The 26,611-nt window shown below is 51.7% G+C and carries 16 protein-coding genes and 2 pseudogenes; 9 read left to right on the top strand and 9 right to left on the bottom strand.

All coding sequences use genetic code 11. From position 1 onward, the window contains the following. Positions 1 to 138 precede the first annotated feature (138 nt). The 4 genes from atoD to atoB are packed head-to-tail and all read left to right on the top strand — an operon-like array spanning position 139 to position 3,985. Complete coding sequence (gene atoD, locus BGE37_RS03520) at positions 139 to 801, top strand: acetate CoA-transferase subunit alpha (protein ID WP_000850525.1); 663 nt, start codon at positions 139 to 141, stop codon at positions 799 to 801. Further along, on the top strand, positions 801 to 1,451 hold the full coding sequence (gene atoA, locus BGE37_RS03515) for an acetate CoA-transferase subunit beta (RefSeq protein WP_000339051.1): 651 nt from the start codon (positions 801 to 803) through the stop codon (positions 1,449 to 1,451). Before atoD ends, atoA begins: the two co-directional genes overlap by 1 nt. After that, positions 1,448 to 2,770 (top strand): TIGR00366 family protein, encoded by a 1,323-nt coding sequence (locus BGE37_RS03510; protein WP_105287777.1) that lies wholly within the window; start codon positions 1,448 to 1,450, stop codon positions 2,768 to 2,770. The genes atoA and BGE37_RS03510 overlap by 4 nt, the downstream gene beginning before the upstream one ends. 30 nt (positions 2,771 to 2,800) lie before the next feature. After that, positions 2,801 to 3,985, top strand: coding sequence for an acetyl-CoA acetyltransferase (atoB, locus tag BGE37_RS03505; protein ID WP_032303398.1), 1,185 nt, complete (start codon positions 2,801 to 2,803; stop codon positions 3,983 to 3,985). Positions 3,986 to 4,058: 73 nt separating this feature from the next. On the opposite strand, the gene BGE37_RS03500 is transcribed toward atoB, so the two are convergent. The 6 genes from BGE37_RS03500 to gyrA all read right to left on the bottom strand — a co-directional run bounded on the left by BGE37_RS03500 (position 4,059) and on the right by gyrA (position 16,110). After that, positions 4,059 to 4,835 carry a YfaP family protein gene (locus tag BGE37_RS03500; protein ID WP_032184657.1) on the bottom strand — a complete coding sequence of 259 codons (777 nt, stop codon included), beginning with the start codon at positions 4,833 to 4,835 and terminating at the stop codon, positions 4,059 to 4,061. A 4-nt stretch (positions 4,836 to 4,839) separates the two neighbouring features. After that, a complete protein-coding gene (locus BGE37_RS03495) occupies positions 4,840 to 6,489 on the bottom strand; it encodes a YfaQ family protein (protein ID WP_105287776.1) in 1,650 nt (549 codons plus the stop codon). Continuing rightward, positions 6,490 to 11,004 carry an alpha-2-macroglobulin family protein gene (locus BGE37_RS03490; protein ID WP_198598464.1) on the bottom strand — a complete coding sequence of 1,505 codons (4,515 nt, stop codon included), beginning with the start codon at positions 11,002 to 11,004 and terminating at the stop codon, positions 6,490 to 6,492. 23 nt (positions 11,005 to 11,027) lie between these two features. Further along, positions 11,028 to 11,651 (bottom strand): DUF1175 domain-containing protein, encoded by a 624-nt coding sequence (locus tag BGE37_RS03485; RefSeq protein ID WP_001328405.1) that lies wholly within the window; start codon positions 11,649 to 11,651, stop codon positions 11,028 to 11,030. Beyond that, entirely contained in the window at positions 11,648 to 13,336 is a 1,689-nt protein-coding gene (locus BGE37_RS03480) for a DUF2138 domain-containing protein (protein WP_105287774.1), read from the bottom strand. The genes BGE37_RS03485 and BGE37_RS03480 overlap by 4 nt, the downstream gene beginning before the upstream one ends. Positions 13,337 to 13,482: 146 nt before the next feature. After that, positions 13,483 to 16,110, bottom strand: a complete 2,628-nt coding sequence (gene gyrA, locus BGE37_RS03475; RefSeq protein ID WP_001281242.1) for a DNA topoisomerase (ATP-hydrolyzing) subunit A — start codon at positions 16,108 to 16,110, stop codon at positions 13,483 to 13,485. 146 nt (positions 16,111 to 16,256) lie between these two features. On the opposite strand from gyrA, the gene ubiG reads away from it, so the two are divergent. Continuing rightward, the gene (gene ubiG, locus BGE37_RS03470) at positions 16,257 to 16,979 is read left to right on the top strand and encodes a bifunctional 2-polyprenyl-6-hydroxyphenol methylase/3-demethylubiquinol 3-O-methyltransferase UbiG (RefSeq protein WP_032184662.1); all 723 of its coding nucleotides are present in this window, start codon (positions 16,257 to 16,259) and stop codon (positions 16,977 to 16,979) included. Positions 16,980 to 17,118: 139 nt separating this feature from the next. On the opposite strand, the gene yfaL is transcribed toward ubiG, so the two are convergent. Beyond that, positions 17,119 to 20,877, bottom strand: a complete 3,759-nt coding sequence (gene yfaL, locus BGE37_RS03465; RefSeq protein WP_105287824.1) for an AIDA-I family autotransporter adhesin YfaL/EhaC — start codon at positions 20,875 to 20,877, stop codon at positions 17,119 to 17,121. A 695-nt stretch (positions 20,878 to 21,572) separates the two neighbouring features. Here yfaL and nrdA point away from each other — a divergent pair. The 3 genes from nrdA (at position 21,573) to yfaE (ending at position 25,389) form a co-directional block, all read left to right on the top strand. Further along, positions 21,573 to 23,858: a class 1a ribonucleoside-diphosphate reductase subunit alpha gene (gene nrdA / locus BGE37_RS03455; RefSeq protein ID WP_001075170.1), complete on the top strand. Its 2,286-nt coding sequence runs from the start codon at positions 21,573 to 21,575 to the stop codon at positions 23,856 to 23,858. A 146-nt stretch (positions 23,859 to 24,004) separates the two neighbouring features. Beyond that, complete coding sequence (nrdB, locus tag BGE37_RS03450; protein ID WP_000332037.1) at positions 24,005 to 25,135, top strand: class Ia ribonucleoside-diphosphate reductase subunit beta; 1,131 nt, start codon at positions 24,005 to 24,007, stop codon at positions 25,133 to 25,135. Further along, entirely contained in the window at positions 25,135 to 25,389 is a 255-nt protein-coding gene (yfaE, locus tag BGE37_RS03445; protein ID WP_000135039.1) for a ferredoxin-like diferric-tyrosyl radical cofactor maintenance protein YfaE, read from the top strand. Before nrdB ends, yfaE begins: the two co-directional genes overlap by 1 nt. 52 nt (positions 25,390 to 25,441) lie before the next feature. On the opposite strand, the gene inaA is transcribed toward yfaE, so the two are convergent. Both inaA and BGE37_RS25530 read right to left on the bottom strand, forming a co-directional pair. Further along, a complete protein-coding gene (gene inaA / locus BGE37_RS03440; protein ID WP_039020265.1) occupies positions 25,442 to 26,092 on the bottom strand; it encodes a lipopolysaccharide kinase InaA in 651 nt (216 codons plus the stop codon). A gap of 80 nt (positions 26,093 to 26,172) precedes the next feature. Further along, positions 26,173 to 26,277: pseudogene (locus tag BGE37_RS25530) on the bottom strand (hypothetical protein); the annotation flags it as partial. Here BGE37_RS25530 and BGE37_RS03435 point away from each other — a divergent pair. Then, positions 26,272 to 26,514 (top strand): annotated as a pseudogene (locus tag BGE37_RS03435) (LysR substrate-binding domain-containing protein); the annotation flags it as partial. The pseudogenes BGE37_RS25530 and BGE37_RS03435 sit on opposite strands and share 6 nt — an antisense overlap. Positions 26,515 to 26,611 lie beyond the last annotated feature (97 nt).

Below are 26,611 nucleotides of genomic sequence, written 5' to 3'. Positions count from 1 at the left end.
ATTCAACCTCTTAATCCCCACCTTATTTATTCTTTACTATTCAATAAGTTAAAAAACAATATCAAACATTTTCATTCTGGCACTCCCCTTGCTATTCCCTGACTGTACCCACAACGGTGTATGCAAGAGGGATAAATAATGAAAACAAAATTGATGACATTACAAGACGCCTCCGGCTTCTTTCGTGACGGCATGACCATCATGGTGGGCGGATTTATGGGAATTGGCACTCCATCCCGCCTGGTGGAAGCATTACTGGAATCTGGCGTTCGCGACCTGACATTGATAGCCAATGATACCGCGTTTGTTGATACCGGCATCGGTCCGCTCATCGTCAATGGTCGAGTCCGCAAAGTAATTGCTTCACATATCGGCACCAACCCGGAAACCGGACGGCGCATGATTTCTGGCGAAATGGAGGTCGTTCTCGTACCGCAAGGTACATTGATTGAGCAAATTCGCTGTGGTGGAGCTGGACTTGGTGGTTTTCTCACGCCAACTGGTGTCGGCACCGTCGTAGAGGAAGGCAAACAGACGCTGACACTCGACGGTAAAACCTGGCTGCTTGAACGTCCACTGCGCGCCGACCTGGCGCTCATTCGCGCCCATCGTTGCGACACACTTGGCAACCTGACCTACCAACTTAGCGCCCGCAACTTTAACCCCCTGATTGCCCTTGCGGCTGATATCACGCTGGTGGAGCCAGATGAACTGGTCGAAACCGGCGAACTGCAACCTGACCATATTGTCACCCCTGGTGCCGTTATCGACCACATCATCGTTTCACAGGAGAGCAAATAATGGATGCGAAACAACGTATTGCGCGCCGTGTGGCGCAAGAGCTTCGTGATGGTGACATCGTTAACTTAGGGATCGGTTTACCCACAATGGTCGCCAATTATTTACCGGAGGATATTCATATCACTCTGCAATCGGAAAATGGCTTCCTCGGTTTAGGCCCAGTCACTACAGCGCATCCAGATCTGGTGAACGCTGGCGGGCAACCATGCGGCATTTTACCCGGCGCAGCGATGTTCGACAGCGCAATGTCGTTTGCGCTGATTCGTGGTGGTCATATTGATGCCTGCGTACTCGGTGGTTTGCAGGTAGACGAAGAAGCCAACCTCGCGAACTGGGTAGTGCCTGGAAAAATGGTGCCCGGTATGGGTGGCGCGATGGATCTGGTGACCGGGTCGCGCAAAGTGATCATCGCCATGGAACATTGCGCCAAAGATGGTTCAGCAAAAATTTTGCGCCGCTGCACCATGCCGCTCACTGCGCAACACGCGGTGCATATGCTGGTCACTGAACTGGCAGTCTTTCGTTTCATTGACGGCAAAATGTGGCTCACCGAAATTGCCGACGGGTGTGATTTAGCCACCGTGCGTGCCAAAACCGAAGCTCAGTTTGAAGTCGCCGCCGATCTGAATACGCAGCGGGGTGATTTATGATTGGTCGCATCTCGCGTTTTATGACGCGTTTTGTCAGCCGGTGGCTTCCCGATCCACTGATCTTTGCCATGTTGCTGACATTGCTAACGTTCGTGATCGCGCTTTGGTTAACACCACAAACGCCGATCAGCATGGTGAAAATGTGGGGGGACGGTTTCTGGAACTTGCTGGCGTTCGGTATGCAGATGGCGCTTATCATCGTTACCGGTCATGCCCTTGCCAGCTCTGCTCCGGTGAAAAGCTTGCTGCGTACTGCCGCTTCCGCCGCAAAGACGCCCGTACAGGGCGTCATGCTGGTCACTTTCTTCGGTTCAGTCGCTTGTGTCATCAACTGGGGATTTGGTCTGGTTGTCGGAGCAATGTTCGCCCGTGAAGTCGCCCGGCGAGTACCCGGTTCTGATTATCCGTTGCTCATTGCCTGCGCCTACATTGGTTTTCTTACCTGGGGTGGCGGTTTCTCTGGTTCAATGCCTCTGTTGGCTGCCACACCGGGCAATCCGGTTGAGCATATCGCCGGGCTTATCCCGGTGGGCGATACTCTGTTCAGTGGTTTTAACATTTTCATCACTGTGGCATTGATTGTGGTGATGCCATTTATTACCCGCATGATGATGCCAAAACCGTCTGACGTGGTGAGTATCGATCCGAAACTACTCATGGAAGAGGCTGATTTTCAGAAGCAGCTACCGAAAGATGCCCCACCATCCGAGCGACTGGAGGAAAGTCGCATCCTGACGTTGATCATCGGCGCACTCGGTATCGCTTACCTGGCGATGTACTTCAGCGAACATGGCTTCAACATCACCATCAATACCGTCAACCTGATGTTTATGATTGCGGGTCTGCTGCTACATAAAACGCCAATGGCTTATATGCGTGCTATCAGCGCGGCTGCGCGCAGTACCGCCGGTATTCTGGTGCAATTCCCCTTCTACGCCGGGATCCAACTGATGATGGAGCACTCCGGTCTGGGTGGGTTCATTACTGAATTCTTCATCAATGTTGCGAACAAAGACACCTTCCCGGTAATGACCTTCTTTAGTTCTGCACTGATTAACTTCGCCGTTCCGTCTGGCGGCGGTCACTGGGTTATTCAGGGACCTTTCGTGATACCTGCAGCCCAGGCGCTGGGAGCCGATCTCGGTAAATCGGTAATGGCGATCGCCTACGGCGAGCAATGGATGAACATGGCACAACCGTTCTGGGCGCTGCCAGCACTGGCAATCGCCGGACTCGGTGTCCGCGACATCATGGGCTATTGCATCACTGCTCTGCTTTTCTCCGGCGTCATTTTCGTCATTGGTTTAACGCTGTTCTGACGGCAACTTTACAGACAGAAGGAATATAAAATGAAAAATTGTGTCATCGTCAGTGCGGTACGTACTGCCATCGGTAGTTTTAATGGTTCACTCGCCTCCACCAGCGCCATCGATCTGGGAGCAACAGTAATTCAGGCCGCTATTGAACGCGCAAAAATCGATTCACAACATATCGATGAAGTGATTATGGGTAACGTGTTGCAAGCCGGGCTGGGGCAAAATCCGGCGCGTCAGGCATTGTTAAAAAGCGGACTGGCCGAAACGGTGTGCGGATTCACGGTCAATAAAGTGTGTGGTTCGGGTCTGAAAAGCGTGGCGCTTGCCGCCCAGGCAATTCAGGCAGGTCAGGCGCAGAGCATTGTGGCGGGGGGTATGGAAAATATGAGTTTAGCGCCCTACTTACTCGATGCAAAAGCGCGCTCTGGTTATCGTCTGGGAGACGGACAGGTTTATGACGTAATCCTGCGCGATGGCCTGATGTGCGCCACCCATGGTTATCATATGGGAATTACCGCCGAAAACGTGGCTAAGGAGTACGGGATTACCCGCGAAATGCAGGATGAACTGGCGCTACATTCACAGCGTAAAGCGGCTGCCGCAATTGAGTCCGGTGCTTTTACAGCCGAAATCGTCCCGGTAAATGTTGTCACCCGGAAGAAAACCCTCGTCTTCAGTCAAGACGAATTCCCGAAACCAGATTCTACTACAGAAGCTCTGGCTGCATTGCGTCCGGCCTTCGATAAAGCAGGTACTGTCACCGCCGGGAACGCGTCAGGTATTAACGACGGTGCTGCCGCTCTGGTGATTATGGAAGAATCTACGGCGCTGGCAGCAGGCCTTACCCCCTTGGCTCGCATTAAAAGTTATGCCAGCGGTGGAGTGCCCCCCGCATTGATGGGTATGGGGCCAGTACCTGCCACGCAAAAAGCGTTACAACTGGCGGGGCTGCAGCTGGCAGACATTGATCTTATCGAAGCCAATGAAGCATTTGCCGCGCAGTTCCTTGCCGTTGGGAAAACACTGGGCTTTGATCCTGAGAAAGTGAATGTCAACGGCGGGGCCATCGCGCTGGGGCATCCTATCGGCGCCAGCGGTGCGCGTATTCTGGTCACACTATTACATGCAATGCAGGCACGCGATAAAACGCTGGGTCTGGCAACGTTGTGCATTGGCGGCGGTCAAGGAATTGCGATGGTGATTGAACGATTGAATTAACATGTAAAAACGCCCGATAGCGAAAGTCATCGGGCGTTTTCTTGAACATTGACAGTAAAGATAACCTCAGTAATCACCAGTCAAAACTTTTCACCAGCGTCAGTTCGCCAGCATTACGCATCGGTACAATAAATGTTTCCTGTTTCTCATTAACCGATCCTTCATCGGTGATCAGCGTCAGTTGGGCGGTCGTCAATTCCGTTTCACTGCGTCCGCCATAGTAGTTGATATATACCTGATAGCGCCCGTGAACTGGCGCTGGCATGGCGAAAATCTCCGGTCCGTACCCCGTCGTGACATCCATATCCAGTGCACCACTGTTTTTCAGCACCGTGTTACCGTACCAGGCGTGTTCACCATCCGGCGTGACAACATGAAGATCGAGGTCGGTATTGTCCGTATCCCACGAGAGAACCAGCCGTAAACGCGCGCGAATCACTCCAGCCCCCGGCGTTGAGTAAAACTGCATTTTTTGTCGACTTCGCCCATCTGGGCTGATGACCTGCACGCTGTTGCTGCCTTCAGTGAAAATATAAGGGCGTGCAAATGAACCATCGGATTCAATTCTCTGCGGCATACTGGCACCGTTGACCACCAACCGGCCCTGCTGAACTTTACCCGCCGCCGCATAATTCTTTATTTTGCCGCGGATCTGCGCTGAGATATTTTGATCATCTGCCATGTTGACGGACGACGCGGGGTAATTGATCGATTGTGAAAAGCTGGCATCTTCACCATCCGCAGGATGCCAGCCAGAGAGCGGTGCATCAATCTCGACTTCCTGTACACCTTCACTGTGAGCGACAGGCGAAAGCGCCACCAGTAACAACGGAAAAAAAATCTTTCGCATAGCATTAGTCCATTAATAATTGTCGGGTCAGCGTTTCGATATAGTTCTCATCAAGCCCGGTGGGATAACCATCAAAGGCCAGGTGCAGATACTCATGGGTTAAATCAAGCCGATCCTGAAGCGTAAAGAAGTTACGAATAAACAGCCGTTTCTGCTGCCGATCGGTATAGGGGAAACCTGAGACTAAACGGCAGACCGCAAACACGTCTGGTTCGTTGTACCCCGTCTCGCCTTGTAACATACCCCGCCACTGCGGCATTTTTTTCGCCAGCCAGGCCTTCGCTTTAGGTAATAACTGGCAGGTTGAGCGTGGCGCTCCCCAGCGGCTAAGGCTATTGTCGGGATAAGCAAACGTGAGTATCTGGTCGTAACGCTCTCCCTGCCCCGCCTGGGCGGTGGCTTGCCGCCAGGAGAGTGTCCCTTCGGTAGCGCGACTGCCGTGATAATGAACCGGATCGCCAGCGTAAATGAGATCCTGCGTCCAGGCGGTCATCGTCCGCGCGCCCGTGGTGGCTGGCGAAGCAGAAACACGCTGCATGGCGCTGCTGTCGGGGATGGTCAGGCAATCGCCTTCCCGATTGGCGTTTTGCTGTAAGAAAGTGCGAATCGCCACGGTCATAGCTTTCGCTGCCTCAGGGGGCGTACTTTTCGCCTCGCGATCCAGTACTCTGGCAACGTACTCTTCACGATCAAGATGCGACTGCAATTTCAGTTTGCCCTTTTCTGTCAGTAAGGTCGTCTCACCGTGGCTGACAAACGTAATGTGGTTACCATTGGCAAACGTCACACGATAGCGCCCATTAAGTACGCCGGGTTTTACTGCTGTCGTACTCTTTTCCGCCGTGATTTTCTTCAGCGGATAACGGGCAAACAGCTCCACCTCTACACATTGCCCACTGGCAACTTGCGTCGGCACTGGCAATACCCGATTAAGCACCGTCGCATAACGGGTCAGTACCGTTTTGCTGGTGCCACTGCCAGTAACCCACAGCGGTGTACCATCGGTTAACCAGCCGGCAAAACCACCCTGCCGGATTTCCTGCTCATCATCGGCAAACCAGCTCCAGGTTTTCACCCTTACCCGACTACCGAGCATGGATGCGACACCGATTTTCGCCTCGTCCAGCACCACATCCAGTAAGATTTCCTGAGCTTTGTTTTGCGCGGGTAACGTCGCTAATGAATCAAGCAGCGATTTAACCGTTACCGAGGTTTCTGGCTTCAGCGTCGGAAGAGACGCTAACCACGCAGGTGCCTGACGCTGTTGCCAGTATTGCCCCCAAACATCTGCACCAATATGCAACCGTTGCGGCGCAAAATAGAGTCCACAGGAGCGTACCAGCGCGGTATCGCGCGTTATGCTCTCCCCAGCCTGACAACAATAAACCTCTTCCGGGGAGTTTCCGCGACACTGGTAGGGCTGCTCTGGTTGATGGGTATCCTCCAGCCAGGCGTAAACATACAGTTTCCACAAACTCCCTAATGGCGTGGTGAGCGTGTCAGGTAATGCCGAGACTTTGGTCACGCCTGATGACGACAGCTGATACAGTTGATCGTGTTGCGCGCCCCGCAGCGCCAGTTGTAACGGCGTTTCCTCCGCCAGCGTTGGCAGAGTAACCAACGCTAATAGCCAGACGATTCTGCGCCAGTTCACTTATTTCACCTGCATCCCGGTCCATTCGCTCCCTGCCGCAACACTTTGCTGTGCAGGTGCATAGGAACGCACATAACGAGCAGGAGGCAGAACGAATTGCCCTTTTTGCGAGAAGCGCAGCAAATGGCGGAAAGTGACCGTTCCCGTCAGTTCTTTCACCGGCACCATATAGGCCAGTTCGCCCATTTCATTTCGCGCTTTTTCCAGCAGTTGTCCTTGCTGTTTTCCGGCGTTCGGTTTATTGACCGAAATGCCCCAGGTTGTACGCTCAACATCGGCTCCCGGCGGCAGCGGTACTTCTACCTGGCCGTAGCGCAGACTTGCATCTTGCTCGCTGGTAAGCGTGATTTCATCGAGATACAGCGCATCGCTGTCAATCTCATTGCTGGTCAGCGGCTGCAGAGTAAAGCTCATCTCTTCTTCACCCGGGATAAGCCGATACAACTGGCGTTCAATGGTCACCGGAATGTTACTTTGTTGAGCCGTTTTTGCCGGTTCACGCCAGCGAACCTGCACGTTTTGCGGCGGTAATTCGTCACCAAAAGAGAGAATGTCCGGCACGCCCTGACCAACCCAACGCCAGTATTCACCCCCTCCGGTTAACTTATGTTTGGCCCATGCGCCCGCAGGAGCAGGTAACGTAACCGGAGGCATCGTCGCCATATATTTCGCCAGCCAGTTCATGGCCAGCGCGCGCTCAATAGTGGATTGTTCAGCGGTTAAACCACTTAAAATAGCGGCAGCCTGGGTGGCGTCGCCTCCGCTATTGAGCAGCACAACCGTGTGCGCCAGCGGCTGGTTACTGTTTGCCGCTTTATCCCACGCATATTGCTGAACCTGTGGCATCACAGTGGACTTCAACTGCGCTTTTTTCAGCAACGTCATGGTTAAGACGTTTGCCACCGCATCTGCCAGTGGAGATTCAGGTGTATCGAGGATCAGACTGTCATTGATATCGCTGGTGTCTGCCTCAGAGAAATCTTTAGTTTTAGTTCCGCGCCGGGCGATAGCTTCGTCCAACCCTTTCAACAACGTTTTGCACGGCAGATTCATCTCCTGCGCCCACGCCAGCACCAGCGCCCGATGCAATAACGGCATGTTATCCGCCTGCTCCGCGTAGCTATCGAGCATATGCTGCCAGTATTCCGGTTGTTGCGTTACGCCGAGCGCCTGGCTGGCCAGCCAGTCGGCGTACCATGCCCATGCCGTGAGGAATGCGTCGCCATTGCCATCTTCACCCCACCAGGTAAAGCGCGCTCCTGGCCCCGCCAGTTGCATCAGCCGCAAACGGTTATCCTGAATCCTCTGACGAATGTCGTTAGCGGCGGCACTTTGATGATCGGCAAGTGAACGCCAGGCGAGACTGAGCGGGATCAGACGGCTACCGGTGTTGATCACGCCACCCCACGGTTCATCGACTAACGCATCAAGATTGTTACGGAAAATCTCCTGCGGCGTTTCGCTACTTTGCAACCGGATATTGCTCGCCTGCTCGGGCAACATCAGCGCGTTATCGCCACCGCCGAGCATGACGTTTTTCTGCTGTTCAACGGGCCAGCTGTTATCCACAAAAGACAGTTTTGTGCTAATACTGTCCTGCACTTGCCCATTTTGTTGGAGTTTTGCACTTAACAAGCCAGATTGCTGAATATTCTGCGTCAGCGAAATATAATTCGCCCCTTTATGCAACGTCAGCGTCTGACGCACCTCCGCGCCTGAAAATTTAGTCACCAGCGCCACCGGTTCGTTATCCTGCTGACTGAAGATAAACAGTCCTGCCGCCGGTTTGTCACCCATGCGATATACCGTTGGCATACTCCACTTCATGTAGAGATTTTTTTCCGAACGCAAATAAGCACGCCCCTGCCCGACCAGCCCGTCGCCGTTCATCCCACGCGCGGTGATGCGCCAGCGGGTTAATGAATCAGGCATCAGGAACGTGAAATACGCTTTGCCTTGTTTATCGGTTGTGAGTGACGGCATCCAGGCAGCGGTATCCACCTCTTCACGCCGTGGACGTTCCAGCATTTTCACTCGCCGCTCGCTGCGGTTAGTCGCGCCAGGCGCAACAGGTTCGCCGGAGAGCGCCTGGTCGTAGCTGATAAATGACAGGCTGGAACTGGTGCGCACATTGTTACGCCCCAGCGGATAGAAAAATTTGCCGATATTCGGCGCGATTTCCGGTTGCAGCGCGTAGATCATTTCATCGACCACGCCAACCGTTAACTGCGCAGAAACTGGTTTACCTTTCAGCAACGAGGTTAATTCGACATTGACCAGTTCACCTGGCTGGTAATGGGTTTTGTCCGTTTTCACCCGAATATCCAACTGGGGAACGGCAACTTTGATCCCGGCGTTCTGAAAACTGTACTGACCGTTACGGGTATACAGCACCGAAAAAGTGATGTTAGGCGCAAAGGAATTGCTCACCGGTACGCGGGCTTCATACTGGGTATCGTTTAAACGTTGTAACGTCAGCCAGTTAGCCGGATGCGATAGCAGCGACTGCTGTTCAACGCGATCGCGTTCCAGCGTCAATAACGCTTCATCAATTGGCTCCGGGAAGGTAATCAGCATCTTCGCGGTTTCGCCTGGCTTGTACAGCGTTTTATCTGCCACGATATCTACCGTACCAGTATGCGCCGTGCTGCCCTTACCGCTGACGGCATGGCTTAACCCGGCGAGAATTAAGCCGTCTTTATCGCGTAACGTCAGGTTGTAGTTGCCTGGTTTATCGAAATTGACGGTAAAGGATTTGCCGCCAGAAGGTAGATCTCCGCTGTGGCTCGTGCGGTCTTCCAGACGCAACCACTCATACGTAACAGGAACCTGTTTTGAAGATTCCAGCGCAGCATAACGGAAAACAACCGATTCACCGCTATTGCTGTATTGTGCGGCGGTGCTCAAAGTGTAATGCGCCAGACCGCGTTCAATGAGGATCTCTTTGGTGGTGGTAACACGATACGCCGCGCCGTCACTGGCGGAGACAGTTAACAAATAACGGCTTGGTTTATCGGCGGCGGGGAGATTTAACGCTACATAACCATTTTCGTCGGAAACTGTTTCACTGCCTTCCAGCGACACCGGGAAGCGCCCGGCATAGCGCAAATCGTTACCGACCATCGAAAGTTGTTGGGCGCGCAAACTTAACTGCACGCGGGCATCTTTTACCGGCTCGCCATCCGGGTAAAGCAGTTGCAGTTTGCCGCTAACCGCTTCGCCTGTTTTGAACTCTTTTTTGTCGAGAGCTAAACCAATCTCAAAATGTGGCTTGATATAGTTGGCTACGCGAAAACTACTGCTATAGACCTGATTGCGGTAAGCAAGACGTAATTCATAACCTCCGGCAACGGCATTTTCTGGCAGGCGGAAACTCCCCTGCCCGCCATTACGCGCATCCAGCGTGACATTGACGGTTTGCAACAGGCTGCCATTAGCATCCAGCACTGAAAGTTTCGCCGGTGCGCTGACGATAGGGGATGAATGCAACGGATCGTGGAACTCGCGGCCCATCACTTTAACATCGACACGATCGCCTGCGCGATATAGCGGGCGATCAGTAAAGATATACAAGCGGGTATTGTAGATTTCACTTTCGTAGAAAAAATTCTCGGAGACAAAAACGCCGCCTTCTGCATCTTTACCCAGAATGTATGAACGTTCCGGCGATATATGTTGTAACTGTAAGGTACCGCTGTCATCGGTCACACCGCGAGTCATCACGCCAAGACCGTCAGTCCACAGGATCTCTGAGCCTGGCTTCGCTTCACCCTGTTTTTTGCCAGCAGTCCACACCAGAAGTTCGTTGCCTGACACTTTGCTAAGCGCCACGGTATCGGAGACAAATACCACCGTCGTTGCCCGATACCCACCGACCATCGCCTCGACGAGATACAGTCCCGGCTCTTGTTTGCCGAGAGGAATATAGATGTTGCCCGGCTGCGGCGAGATGAAATTGCTGGATGCGCCTTCCAGTTTTACCCCTTGCTGCGGCTCGACCGGTTTTGCCTGCCATAGTGGATAGCGGAACTGTTCCACCAGTGGATATTTTTTCAGCGGTGAAAACTGGCTGTTCTGTACATAACGGGAAGGTTTAACAATGGCATTACCGAGCTGTAATTCGGGTAACGCCTGAGTCACATTCTGCCGTGACTGAGAAGAGAAAGTACGCTGCATTACACGGCGAGATTTGCCATACCAGTTATCCCACAGCCAGGTTAGCGTATTGTTCAGCCCGTCGCCCAGATATTGCGGTTGCACCACAATGCGATGCAGGTTTTTCTGCTGGCGCAAAAATGCCATCGGGTCAGGAATACGATACAGGCGAACGTCCACGCCGCCGTACTCTTCCATCTGGTAACGCCGATAATCACGCCCCGGCGCTTCCAGTCGCACTTTCGCCTCTTCACTGCTGCTAAAACTGCTGTCAGCGAGCAAAAAGAATGTTCCCCCGGCGGGCGGCGCATAGTTACTGGAAGGAAGCGAATCATCAGCATTGGCAAGCCCTGTTCCCACAAGAGACAGGCACAAGCACGCTGCTATCGCGCCAGAAAATTTAAACGATAAATGCCAATGAAATTGGGATTGGAATCGTTGGGTATCCATCGGGTGTCCTTCCATGTCATAAGTTGTTGCAGACTGACTGCGCGCATTCCGTTGTCAGTTTTCGTGGCGCTTCCGGTGTGGTAGATGACGTAACGCCCCATCCAGACCATTAAGTGCTGGGCATCGCCCTGATCGAAAAAAATCATATCGCCAGGCAACGCCTGGTTTATGTCCTGGCCAATAAATTGGCTGTTGTACTGAATCAAATTAATCGCGGTCACATAGGGGCCGGTTTTTCCGTTCCCCTGATTCCAGTTTTGCGCCAGTTGACGCTGTTCAGGTGTTAGCGTCATTTCAGGCGGCAAATACTGACTTGCTATACCGTTACTTTTTAGCCATTTGCTGTCGTGAACTTTCAGCGCCTCGTTCGCCGAAAATCGCACCAGGCCCGCACAATCCTGCTGATACCAGCGCGGACTTGGCCCCTGGCGAAGCTGTTCCTGTGCAATACGCACAAACCAGGCGCGAAACAGCCCCGATTGTTCGACATTCAGCATTTCGCTATGAGCAACAACACAACACAGCCAGCAAATCAGCGCCAGCAGCCCGTGCCTCATAGTGGCTGCCAGGTAATGGGTAGCCACTGCCAGGCGGCACCGGGTTCCATCTGGGCCAGCTTCATGACATAACGCGGTTGTTGAGATAAAGCGTCCAGCTTCGGCATTAATAAAGTTTGTGCGGCGTTATAAAAAACCGGTTCGAGATTCTTCGGCAGACTGGTCAGCGTTTCGTTACGCAGCAGTTTCGCCACGCCTTGTGGATTGATATAGACCGGAACAATGCCTTCAGTGGGTATCACATCCACCATTGCCGGGCGGGTTTTATTCAGTGTTTGCAACGCGTTATTGACCAGCGTGTCATCGAGGGAGAAAAGCATCGTCTTGTTTTGCATCGCCAGCGACACGCGGAAAAAATAATCCGACATTAATTGATCTGGTTGCGCCGCCTGTGCTTTCGGATACTGGCCGTATCGGGAACTCACTTCGCGACGCCAGATTTGCGCTTCGCCCTGCTGAGTCTGGTTTACCGGCAAAACACCTTCTGGCGCTTTGCTTTCGTGCGCACCAATATTTTGCGTAAACAGTTTTCCAGGCAGTTGTGCCTGTTCGGCTGAGCCATCAAACTGACCGACAAACAGCGGGGTTTGCAATTTTGAATCTTCATACCAGCACAGCCCCGCAGCACCGTCTAACGCCCCGTTGAGCTTGTCGTTTTCCTGGCTGATGTGGGAAAGCATCTCTTCAGCAATACCATGTGAATAAGGCACCGCCACACAGAAGCTGGCCCCTGCGGGCATACTGTTCCATACAGGCGTAAAATCGAAACTGGCATCTACGCTTGCGGATTCATCATTTAACGCCAGAAAACTGTGCCAGCCGTCGTTGCTCATTTCGAAGCGCACACCAGCAAAAGAAGGCATTAATCGCTGGTAGCCAAAACCCAGCAAATTTGCACTGACCACGATGCGCTGGCGTACTGGCGTTTTTTCGGCAGTACGCTCTTCCAGGCCAAAGCTGGCTTGCCAGCGTTTTTTACCGCTCAACAAATCACTTGCGATCGCCGTGGCTTCGGTATCCTGCTGATCATCTTTAAACAGCATGTCCGTGCTGGAAAACACCAGCATCTTGTCCTGATAAGTTGCGAACATCAGGGTGTTATTGCCGTTATAGCGCAACTGATAAACCGGGATGGTTTCACTATTTAGCTTAATACTACTGATTTCCGTTTTACTTAACTGGCTGTCGCTGGTAGCGGCAAACAGCAATGGCTCCAGCAGCTTGCTTAAACCACTTCGCTGGATCAGCACCATATAATGAGAAAGATGGCCTTGTTTATCGTGCCATAGCGCCGCCTGCGCGGGCTGATCTAAGAGTGACGAAAAGAGCTTATCTTTTAGTGTGAGATCGTGTTCGTAGACAATGCGGCGAATGCTGCCTTCAATGCCCAGACGGTCGGCATGGTTCTGATAATAAAAAACGAAATCTTCGCTTAGAACATCGTGAAGAAAAGGAATAGTGAGAAGATCTTTGGGAAGCTGGCTTAGAGAGTCGCTGTCGAGAAAGAGATCCGGCTCATTGAGATCGATTTGCAGATTGTTGTGTACCACCAGCGGCGACAACGTTTTTTCTGGCCCACTACCAGCATATTGCAATGCCCAGACACCAGCGGAAAGCAGTACTATTGCGCCAAAACCTACAAGACCATAGAACCGCCAGCCTTTCGCCTTTTTTTCACTACCCATTGCCACATTCCTTGTGTAAAGCCAGCCATTTTTTATGGGTACAGCAAAACTTTACCGCGCCCTAATACGACAAAAGCCCAGACTTTGCAGCCTGGACTTCAATTCAAAAAAGGGAGATAACTCCCTTTTGGCATGAGGCGATGAAATTATTCTTCTTCTGGCTCGTCGTCAACGTCCACTTCCGGAGCGATTTCATCGTCCCCTTCCGCAGCACTGCCGTCGATGGTATCCAGATCTTCCTCGTCAACCGGTTCAGCAACACGTTGCAGACCCACCACGTTTTCATCTTCCGCAGTACGGATAAGGATCACGCCCTGGGTGTTACGGCCCACGATGCTGATTTCAGAAACGCGAGTACGTACCAGCGTACCGGCATCGGTGATCATCATGATCTGGTCGCAGTCATCTACCTGCACCGCGCCAACCACTAAACCGTTACGTTCGGTAACCTTGATGGAGATAACCCCTTTCGTCGCACGCGACTTAGTCGGGTATTCCGCTACCGCAGTACGTTTACCGTAACCATTTTGCGTTGCGGTGAGGATTGCACCATCGCCACGAGGCACGATCAGAGAGACGACTTTATCGCCTTCACCTAAGCGAATACCGCGAACACCGGTGGTGTTGCAGCCCATCGCACGGACAGAAGACTCTTTAAAGCGCACCACTTTACCTTCGGCGGAGAACAGCATTACTTCGTCTTCACCGCTGGTCAGGTCAACGCCGATCAGCTCATCGCCGTCAACCAGTTTGATCGCCACTTTACCGGCGGTACGAAGACGATTGAACTCGGTGAGGACAGTTTTCTTCACGGTCCCGTTAGCGGTCGCCATGAAGACTTTCACACCTTCTTCAAACTCAGTCACCGGCAAGATCGCGGTGATACGTTCGTCCTGTTCCAGCGGCAGCAGGTTGACGATCGGACGACCACGCGCACCACGAGTGGCTTCCGGCAACTGGTAAACTTTCATCGAATAGACGCGACCACGGCTGGAGAAGCACAGAATATGGTCGTGGGTGTTCGCCACCAGCAGTCGGTCGATAAAGTCTTCTTCTTTAATACGTGCGGCAGATTTACCTTTCCCGCCACGACGCTGCGCTTCGTATTCAGAAAGCGGCTGGTACTTCACGTAGCCCTGGTGAGAGAGCGTCACTACCACATCTTCCTGAGTAATCAAATCTTCCAGGTTGATGTCTGCGCTGTTGGCGGTGATTTCAGTACGACGTTTGTCACCGAACTGTTCACGAACCAGCTCCAGCTCTTCACGGATCACTTCCATCAGACGATCGGCGCTACCAAGAATACGCAACAGTTCCGCGATCTGATCCAGCAGCTCTTTGTATTCATCGAGCAGTTTTTCGTGTTCAAGGCCGGTCAGTTTCTGCAGACGCAGATCCAGAATCGCCTGAGCTTGCTGTTCGGTCAGGTAGTACAGACCGTCACGCACGCCGAACTCTGGCTCCAGCCATTCCGGACGCGCAGCATCATCGCCCGCACGTTCGAGCATCGCGGCAACGTTGCCCAGCTGCCACGGATTAGCAACCAGCGCCGTTTTCGCTTCTGCAGGCGTCGGCGCATGACGGATCAGTTCGATAATCGGATCGATGTTTGCCAGCGCCACGGCTAATGCTTCAAGGATATGAGCACGGTCGCGAGCTTTACGCAGCTCGAAAATAGTACGACGGGTCACCACTTCACGGCGGTGACGAACAAACGCAGCGATGATGTCTTTCAGGTTCATGATCTTCGGCTGACCATGGTGCAATGCCACCATGTTAATACCGAAAGAAACCTGCAACTGGGTCTGGGAGTAGAGGTTGTTGAGCACCACTTCACCGACCGCATCGCGTTTGACTTCAATCACGATGCGCATACCGTCTTTGTCAGATTCGTCACGCAGCGCGCTGATGCCTTCCACGCGTTTTTCTTTTACCAGTTCCGCAATTTTTTCGATCAGGCGCGCTTTGTTCACCTGATACGGAATTTCGTGGACGATAATGGTTTCACGCCCGGTTTTGGCGTCAACTTCCACTTCCGCACGGGCGCGGATATATACCTTGCCGCGACCGGTACGGTAAGCTTCTTCGATACCGCGACGACCGTTAATGATTGCCGCCGTCGGGAAGTCCGGCCCCGGGATGTGTTCCATCAGCCCTTCAATGCTGATGTCTTCATCATCGATATACGCCAGACAACCGTTGATGACTTCCGTCAGGTTGTGTGGCGGGATGTTGGTTGCCATACCTACGGCGATACCGGAAGAACCGTTCACCAGCAGGTTAGGAATTTTGGTCGGCATGACGTCCGGAATTTTTTCCGTGCCGTCATAGTTATCAACGAAATCGACCGTCTCTTTTTCGAGATCGGCCATCAGTTCATGGGCAATTTTCGCCAGACGGATTTCCGTATAACGCATTGCCGCCGCAGAGTCGCCGTCGATGGAACCGAAGTTACCCTGACCGTCTACCAGCATGTAACGCAGCGAGAATGGCTGCGCCATACGGACGATCGTGTCATAAACCGCCGAGTCACCATGGGGATGGTATTTACCGATTACGTCACCAACGACACGGGCAGATTTTTTATAGGCTTTGTTCCAGTCATTGCCTAGTACGTTCATGGCGTAAAGTACGCGACGGTGTACCGGCTTCAGGCCATCTCGGACATCCGGCAGCGCACGGCCAACAATGACCGACATCGCATAATCCAGATAGGAGCTCTTCAGCTCTTCCTCAATGTTGACCGGTGTAATTTCTCTCGCAAGGTCGCTCATCTAACCGCTATCCCTCTACTGTATCCCGGATTCAAAGGTCGCAAATTATAACACAGCCGCGCTGATTGAGGTAAACCTATACGCTTTATTCACATCCAATGCCTGATATACTCGTTTGTCTTGCCAATTACGGAGTAGAAGTGCCAATGAATGCCGAAAAATCGCCGGTAACCCCTAACGTAGACCACGAAGAGATCGCTAAATTTGAAGCCGTCGCCTCCCGCTGGTGGGATCTGGAAGGTGAGTTCAAACCGCTGCACCGCATTAACCCGCTGCGTCTGGGCTATATTGCCGAGCGTGCTGGCGGTTTATTTGGCAAAAAGGTACTCGATGTCGGTTGTGGCGGCGGCATTCTGGCCGAGAGTATGGCGCGCGAAGGCGCGACGGTGACCGGTCTGGATATGGGCTTTGAGCCATTGCAGGTGGCAAAGCTGCACGCACTGGAAAGTGGCATTCAGGTGAATTACGTGCAGGAAACCGTGGAAGAGCACGCCGCAAAACATGCCGGGCAGTATGATGTGGTGACCTGCATGGAGATGCTGGAGCACGTTCCCGATCCGCAGTCAGTGGTCAGAGCCTGTGCGCAACTGGTAAAACCGGGCGGCGATGTCTTTTTCTCGACGCTTAACCGCAACGGCAAGTCGTGGCTGATGGCGGTGGTTGGTGCGGAATATATTTTACGCATGGTGCCTAAAGGTACGCATGATGTGAAGAAGTTTATTAAACCGGCAGAATTGCTGGGCTGGGTGGATCAGACCAGTCTAAAAGAACGGCATATGATCGGACTGCATTACAACCCGATTACTAACACTTTTAAGCTCGGTCCCGGCGTAGATGTGAACTATATGCTGCACACGCAGAATAAGTGAGGTTGTTGTTTGGATTCATCCGGCAACCGTGCCAATGCCTGATGCGACGCTTGCCGCGTCTTATCAGGCCTACAAATGCTCCCGTAGGCCAGATAAGGCGTTTACGCCGCATCCGGCAATAGTGCCGGTCAGACAGCGATTACCATTTCACCCTCATCGATAGAAACCCAGCCGTTTGGACAAAACCATCGTCTCCTTTCTGCCACACCACGCTGCCACGCAGGGAAACTCGCTGACTTATATTGCCTGTTATCCCCACTTTTATTTCACCCCGTTGCTTCACCGCATCGTCACTGATAGCGCTGCCATCTTCTTCAATCCCCGCCGAATGGGGATCGTGATAATAATTCAGATCCAGGGTTGGCGTGATATGCACAGCGGTACGCCATTCGCTGTGTATCCCCAACCGCGTCTGAAGATCATCGCCCTGCGATTGCGATACCCGCGCATGGTTAGCAGCGGTAAAATCATCCTGCTGCACACCCTGATAAATCACCTGCACCTGTGGTTCAATCACCACACCACGCCCCGGTAACCACTGATACCCCGCTTCCAGCGAGGCGATAATCCCCGATGAGTGGTAATGATCCACGCCATCTTCATGTTCGGAAACATCATTGTTAAACCACGCGTATTGCAGCCAGCTATCCAGCCAGGCCCCCTGTTTTTGGCTACGGTGCTGAAACCAGCTTGAGGTCAGCCCAACGGCATAACCGTAGTTCTGGTTATCAGCGCGAGTTCCGGTCATGTTTGATCGACTGTCACCCTGGTTATCGCTGTAGCCGCCCACGGCCCCTAGCATCCACTGGCCATCATCGCCCCAGTATCCGCTTAACAAGTTGCCGCTAAGCTGTACCGTAGAAGTGTCTTCATGCTGGGCCAACTGCCCTGCCGCCGTGTAATGATAATCTCCGCCGATAACACGTAAATTCAGCGTCTGACCATCGCCACCAGCGTGATCGCGTCGCTCCATCACAAATGCCTGATTTGCCGCACGTAGGTTATTGAGATAGCCACCAACTTTGGCGTTCAGCACCGGCTGGTAGGCAGGCGTAGGGGCTGGAGCCGGGTCGGGTGTTGGATCAGGATCCGGCGTGGGATCAGGATCTGGAGTCGGGTCCGGATCGGGCGGCGGCGTCGGAGTGACTTCTTGCGATCGCAGATACCAGTCGTTGTTATCTTCCACCAGCGTGTAGTCATACGCTCCCATATTAACGTAGCCGCTGCCCGCAAGACTAAACAGCGCATTGTTTTGAAATTGCGTGGGATCAGCAGTGAAATCAACCACTTTAATACCTGTAGAAGTCGGTTCACCAGTGCCGGTAATGGGGTTAACCACCACGGTCGTGTTACCCGAGGTATTGCCGTTCAACACCAGTTGGTCGCTTACCGAGTCATCGCCGTTTAATTCGCTGTCGAGAAACAACGTACCGCCGCCGGTGTAATCACCGTTTACCGTGAGCGTATCGCCAGCGACGCCATTTTGCAGACTGACTGTACCGGACATATTGGTTAGATCACCATTAACCGTCACATCGGAAAGATAGGTCAGGCTGTCAGTTTCCAGGTTAGTATTAAGCTCGCCTGTCAACGTCACGCCATCGGTGGCATTCACCAACGTACCGTCGCCGTTAAACAGCGAGGCATCCAGTGCGGCGGAAGTATCCTGACTCGTCAGGCGCAAAACGGTGCCATCACTGATGTCGATAGTGCCGCTGGAAGTAGCATCAATAGACTGGATATCCTGATCTGCGCCAGTCTCGAACGTTGCTCCGTCACCAATCCACAGCGACGAAGCATAAGGAAAAATATCCGCAACATCGCCTTTCAGGGTACCTTCTTCAACACGTACCGCAGACTGCGTAGTACCGCTGGCGGTCAGCTCCAGGGTGCCAGCACCCGTTTTAGTCAATGTGCTACCCTCATCCTGATGCTGCCCGCTGCTGTCAGCCATCAGTGCGCCCCACTGCGTGTCTACCCCCGCATCAACTGCCACTTCACCGTCGGCGCGCATTTCAATATCACGCCCATGCTCAACCGTTGTAGAGCGAGTATCGACATTGGCAGTAATCTCCATCACGCTTTCTTGTTGATTATCGGTAAAGATAACCTGGCGGTTATAGTGGGTATCTCCAAGCTGCGAGTTGTCACTCACCACCAGCGTACCGGAAGCAATTTGCGTTGTGCCGAGGTATTGATTGTCATTTGCCAGGCTGACCTGCCCATCACCCGCATCGACCACCACGTAGACGCCATCTTTCCCGTCGCCGCCGATATGCATATCGTTTCCGCCTGCAAGATCTACCACATCCTGACTGCCGATAACCGTTCCGCTGCTGCCGCTGACTTCAAGGCCATCGTTGTATGATGTGCCGCTCTGCCAGGTGGAGAAATCAGAGAGATCGAGCACACCGCCGTTTAACACGATCGACTGCGGCTCGTCCTGGAGAGCGGCGAGATCTGCCGCGTCGCCTTCTAGCGTAAGCACCGCGCCATCATCAACGACTATATCGCCAGTTAGCGCCATCGACTGCGCCCCTGCCAGCACGTAGCTGCCGTTTTGCGCAATGGTGAGCTGACCAGCACCTTCGATGGTGCCAGCAAAACTGCCTTGATTAACAGTAACATTGCCACCAGCATCGATATTTAAAGTGCCATTCTGAAAGCCCGTCAATGCGTGCACAAAGGTTTGTTGGGTGGAGCCAACATTTAGCTCTGCCTGATTCTGGTACTTATCAATACTCCCTATCGTCAGACCGTAGCAGTCTTGCGGATCGTCCTGGCAATGATTATCTCCGACATTCATCAGGGAGTTGCTGCGACCCAGGGTAACTTCACCGTTTTCAATCTGCATCTCACCAGTAAAGTCATTGTTATCTGCATTAAGTACCAGATCGCCGGAACCTGTTTTGGTGATCAACCCGGTACCAGCAATAGAGTCAACAGCTCCATCATTCTCTGTATTGCCGATAACCAGCGTTTTTCCGTCAGCAATATCAAAGGTAACTTCACTTAAGCCGAGATACATAAAGCCGCCCGCCGCAGTGGAAGGACCATCCCCATAGCCTGCTGCGCAATTGTTCTCATCGATTAACACACCGCCGTTCTGGCTGTAGCTGTCATCAACAGAAATATCAATAAGATAGGGAGCCGTCACGCTATTGGTATAAATTGCCCCGCCATAACCTTCGGCAGTGTTATTTGTAAATGCGGTGTTATTTATTATTGTGAAACCTGACGGATGCGTGATATCGCTATTATTATCGGTGACATCGATTGCACCACCATCGCCATCACTGTAACTTGTTGATGTATATGCCTGGTTATTATTAAAAACATCATCACTTAAATAGACATCATTATTGATGGTATAAATTGCGCCACCTTTGCCATCATTAGCGATGTTATTGATAAACATGGTGTTAGTGACACGTAAATCGACGGCACCAGTATCATTAGTACCAGAAGAATAGATTGCGCCACCATAGCCGCCTGCGACGTTACCGGAAAAAATAACATCAGTAAGATTCAGCGTTGAGTTTTCTTTAGCAAATATTGCCCCGCCATTATTATATTCTCCTGAGACAGTATTATTGGCAAACAGAGTCATTCCAGTTTCATTTTCTGGCGATAGAGAAAACTCCGCTCCTTGTTGCAAAAATACGGCGCCACCGCTAGCATTATTGGCCATACCCGAAAAAATCACCCATTGCCCATTGGCGATGCTCCAGTCCTGCGTAATGCCTGAAAGGCTTTGCCTGCTGGCCTGACAACTCGCTTTGATATCATATCCCTGGCATGAATCCAAAACCTCCGCAACACTGTTAACAGAGAAAAGAGATGCAATCATTGACGGGAGTAAAGATAAATACTCCTTGCGTAGAAAGATAATCCGCATATTCATCTAACCATCATTTTCTATAAGACGGCGTATTTAATCGCATTATGCGCTATGGGGTATATTTCTTTTGTAAATTGTACAACCCGGTGCAATGACTATTTTGTTATTATTTGATGAATAATATCAGTGTGTCATAATTCAAATTAATAACCTTAAGGTAAATCGGTTATATGTAAACTGAATTAAAGTAATAAATAATATTCTTATAATATATGCAAAAGTAACAAATTGGCTTGGTATTTAACAATAACCGAATAGAAAACAACCATTTCCGACTCAACAATCGCTTACATTCGCTTATATATTGACCACAACTGATACATCAGATTATGTGATGATTCGTGCTTAGATCAATTTTGACAATCATTAGCGACAAGATTAATAAACCATCTATATCAATTTACCCATACTATTCTGCCGTTCAAGAAATCGCCGAACAGTTATTTTTAACAAATTTTTCTCTTCCCATTGACTTTCCCGGATACCTTGTCTGACCTAAGGTGCGCGGAAGCCACTTTTTCCTTCCTGAGTTATCCACAAAGTTATGCACTTGCAAGAGGGCCATTTTCACACTATCTTGCAGTGAATCCCAAACATACCCCCTATATATAGTGTTCTTAGCAGCTTCCCTCACTACAGGTAGTCTGCATGAAACTATTGCGGAAAGAATTCCAAAAACAGGTACGACATACATGAATCAGAATCTGCTGGTGACAAAGCGCGACGGTAGCACAGAGCGCATCAATCTCGACAAAATCCATCGCGTTCTGGATTGGGCGGCAGAAGGACTGCATAACGTTTCGATTTCCCAGGTCGAGCTGCGCTCCCACATTCAGTTTTATGACGGTATCAAGACCTCTGACATCCACGAAACCATTATCAAGGCTGCCGCAGACCTGATCTCCCGTGATGCGCCGGATTATCAGTATCTCGCCGCGCGCCTGGCAATTTTCCACCTGCGTAAAAAAGCCTATGGCCAGTTTGAGCCGCCTGCGCTGTACGACCACGTGGTGAAAATGGTCGAGATGGGCAAATACGATAATCATCTGCTGGAAGACTACACGGAAGAAGAGTTCAAGCAGATGGACACGTTTATCGATCACGACCGTGATATGACCTTCTCTTATGCTGCCGTTAAGCAGCTGGAAGGCAAATATCTGGTACAGAACCGCGTGACCGGCGAAATCTATGAGAGCGCCCAGTTCCTCTATATTCTGGTTGCTGCGTGCCTGTTCTCGAACTACCCGCGTGAAACGCGCCTGCAATACGTGAAGCGTTTTTACGACGCGGTTTCCACATTTAAAATTTCGCTGCCGACGCCAATCATGTCCGGCGTGCGTACCCCGACTCGTCAGTTCAGCTCCTGCGTACTGATCGAGTGCGGCGACAGCCTGGATTCCATCAACGCCACCTCCAGCGCGATTGTTAAATACGTTTCCCAGCGTGCCGGGATCGGCATTAACGCCGGGCGTATTCGTGCGCTGGGTAGCCCGATTCGCGGTGGCGAAGCATTCCACACCGGTTGTATTCCGTTCTACAAACATTTCCAGACGGCAGTGAAATCCTGCTCTCAGGGCGGTGTGCGCGGCGGTGCGGCAACACTGTTCTACCCTATGTGGCATCTGGAAGTGGAAAGCCTGCTGGTGTTGAAAAACAACCGTGGGGTTGAAGGCAACCGCGTGCGTCATATGGACTACGGGGTACAAATCAACAAACTGATGTATACCCGTCTGCTGAAAGGTGAAGATATCACCCTGTTCAGCCCGTCCGACGTACCGGGGCTGTACGACGCGTTCTTCGCCGATCAGGAAGAGTTTGAACGCCTGTACACCAAATATGAGAAAGACGACAGCATCCGCAAGCAGCGTGTGAAAGCCGTTGAGCTGTTCTCGCTGATGATGCAGGAACGTGCGTCTACCGGTCGTATCTATATTCAGAACGTTGACCACTGCAATACCCATAGCCCGTTTGATCCGGCCATCGCGCCAGTGCGCCAGTCTAACCTGTGCCTGGAAATCGCCCTGCCGACCAAACCGCTGAATGATGTCAACGACGAGAACGGTGAAATCGCGCTGTGTACGCTGTCTGCTTTCAACCTGGGCGCAATTAATAGCCTGGATGAACTGGAAGAGCTGGCGATTCTGGCAGTACGCGCACTCGACGCGCTGCTGGATTATCAGGATTACCCGATCCCGGCCGCCAAACGTGGAGCGATGGGTCGTCGTACGCTGGGTATTGGTGTGATCAACTTCGCTTACTACCTGGCGAAGCACGGTAAACGCTACTCCGACGGCAGCGCCAACAACCTGACGCATAAAACCTTCGAAGCTATTCAGTATTACCTGCTGAAAGCCTCTAATGAGCTGGCGAAAGAGCAAGGCGCGTGCCCGTGGTTTAACGAAACCACTTACGCGAAAGGGATCCTGCCGATCGATACCTATAAGAAAGATCTGGATGCCATCGCTAATGAGCCGCTGCATTACGACTGGGAAGCACTGCGTGAGTCAATCAAAACGCACGGCCTGCGTAACTCCACGCTTTCTGCTCTGATGCCGTCAGAGACTTCTTCGCAGATCTCTAACGCTACTAACGGTATTGAACCGCCGCGTGGTTACGTCAGCATCAAAGCGTCGAAAGACGGTATTCTGCGCCAGGTGGTGCCGGACTACGAGCATCTGCACGACGCCTATGAGCTGCTGTGGGAAATGCCGGGTAACGATGGCTACCTGCAACTGGTGGGTATCATGCAGAAATTTATCGATCAGTCGATCTCTGCTAACACCAACTACGATCCATCACGCTTCCCGTCAGGAAAAGTGCCGATGCAGCAGTTGCTGAAAGACCTGCTCACCGCCTACAAATTCGGGGTCAAAACGCTGTATTATCAGAACACCCGTGACGGTGCTGAAGACGCACAAGACGATCTGGTGCCGTCAATCCAGGACGATGGCTGCGAAAGCGGCGCATGTAAAATCTGATATTGAGATGCCGGATGCGGCGTAAATGCCTTATCCGGCCTACGGCTCGAATTTGTAGGCCTGATAAGACGCGCCAGCGTCGCATCAGGCACAGGATGCGGCGTAAAATGCCTTATCCGGCATTAAACTCCCAACAGGACACATTCATGGCATATACCACCTTTTCTCAGACGAAAAATGATCAGCTCAAAGAACCGATGTTCTTTGGTCAGCCGGTCAACGTGGCTCGCTACGATCAGCAAAAATATGACATCTTCGAAAAGCTGATCGAAAAGCAGCTCTCTTTCTTCTGGCGTCCGGAAGAAGTTGACGTTTCTCGTGACCGTATCGATTACCAGGCACTGCCTGAACACGAAAAACACATATTTATCAGCAACCTGAAATATCAGACGTTGCTGGACTCCATTCAGGGTCGCAGCCCGAACGTGGCACTGCTGCCGCTGATCTCGATCCCGGAACTGGAAACCTGGGTAGAAACCTGGGCATTCTCAGAAACAATTCATTCCCGTTCCTATACTCATATCATTCGTAATATCGTTAACGATCCGTCTGTTGTGTTTGACGATATCGTCACCAACGAGCAGATCCAGAAACGTGCGGAAGGGATCTCCAGCTATTACGATGAACTGATCGAAATGACCAGCTACTGGCACCTGCTGGGCGAAGGCACCCACACCGTCAACGGTAAAACCGTGACCGTTAGCCTACGTGAGCTGAAGAAAAAACTGTATCTCTGCCTGATGAGCGTTAACGCACTGGAAGCCATTCGCTTCTACGTCAGCTTTGCTTGTTCCTTTGCCTTTGCAGAACGCGAACTGATGGAAGGTAACGCCAAGATTATTCGCCTGATTGCCCGCGATGAAGCCCTGCACCTGACCGGTACGCAGCATATGCTGAATCTGCTGCGCAGCGGTGCGGATGATCCGGAAATGGCAGAAATTGCCGAAGAGTGTAAGCAGGAGTGCTATGACCTGTTTGTCCAGGCGGCACAGCAAGAGAAAGACTGGGCGGATTATCTGTTCCGTGACGGTTCGATGATTGGTCTGAATAAAGACATTCTCTGCCAGTACGTTGAATACATCACCAATATCCGTATGCAGGCGGTCGGTTTGGATCTGCCGTTCCAGACACGCTCCAACCCGATCCCGTGGATCAACACCTGGCTGGTGTCTGATAACGTACAGGTTGCTCCGCAGGAAGTGGAAGTGAGTTCTTATCTGGTCGGGCAGATTGACTCGGAAGTGGACACCGACGATTTAAGTAACTTCCAGCTCTGATGGCTCGCGTTACCCTGCGCATCACTGGCACACAACTGCTGTGCCAGGATGAACACCCTTCCCTTCTGGCGGCGCTGGAATCCCACAATGTGGCGGTTGAGTACCAGTGCCGCGAAGGTTACTGCGGTTCCTGTCGCACACGCCTTGTTGCAGGCCAGGTGGACTGGATTGCCGAACCGTTAGCCTTTATTCAGCCGGGGGAAATTTTGCCCTGTTGTTGCCGGGCAAAAGGCGATATTGAAATCGAGTTGTGATCGGGTACTTGTGCCAGATGCGACGCTTACGCGTCTTATCTGGCCTACGTGATTACATGGCGTAGTAATACGCTTTAACCTGCTCCCAGTCCGCTTTAGGGATCGGCTCCAGATATTTTTCCAGCTGGCGGAAATCATGATTAATCGCTTTATGCCGACGTAAGCGGCGACGACTTTTCTCCAGATCAAGAAAACCAGCTTCTACCATACCTTCTGTTTTCACATAGATGTGGCGAACGTAACAACAGCCATGCTGACGATTAACGCTATGCATTTTCTTAAACGCCATCGCCACAGCTTTCAACATGGCTTGCCGAACATCGTCAGAATAAGGTGTTACTGCATGCTGGGCATACCAGTCAGCAATACTTATGAACCCCGCCATATCTTCCGTCACCAGCAACGCGCGCCATTCACCCTCAATTTTCACCGCTTCACCAAAAACGATTTTCGGCACAATGACACCAGCCCGTTCCAGCTCTTTAATTACCGCAACCTCACGGACAATCGTCGGTCGACCGAACGGATAACGTACGGAATGAAACAGATGATGCGTCATGCGCTTCACATACAGCTTTTTGCCGTTGCGCTCGACGCATTGCACCCCGCTCATACCATTACGGCGATAGTTAGGCTCTTCAACCCAGTCGCCCTCTGTTGCCCACCAGTGATTAAATTCATCGTGCTTTGCTGAAACTGCCATACCCTATCGCCTGTCATTTTTTATTAACGACAATGACTATAGGTGGTTACCTGCGAAAAATCTTAATGAAACGTGTCGTATTAATGAATTTCTTTTGCCACTACTAGCGCGACACCGCTTTTACCCTTCATTTGCAGCGCATAGACTCCACCAGCCACTACCACTAATAGTGCGCCCAGCAAATAAAATGTGAATTTAATCAGATGGATACAGCGATGAATTTTATTCGACAGGGATTAGGCATCGCCTTATTACCAGAGTTAACGCTGAAAACCATTGCAGGTGAATTGTGTTCCGTTCCTCACGAACCAACCTTCTATCGACAGATTTCGTTGTTGGCTAAAGAAAAGCCGGTAGAAGGCAGTCCACTGTTTTTACTACAAACGTGTACGGAACAACTCGTGGTGAGTGGAAAAATTTGATGTGAGACATGAGATTGATGACAAATGTAAGATTGTCTGATTCGCCACACTTAGTTGGCCTGTAGTCTTTACCATGCGTAATAATTCGTTTTCACCT

It is taken from the genome of Escherichia sp. MOD1-EC6300, from assembly GCF_002965045.1.
In the GTDB taxonomy this organism is placed as follows: domain Bacteria; phylum Pseudomonadota; class Gammaproteobacteria; order Enterobacterales; family Enterobacteriaceae; genus Escherichia; species Escherichia coli_F.
The sequence above is the reverse complement of the archived record's forward strand: the minus strand, read 5'-3'. Positions and strand labels throughout refer to the sequence as shown.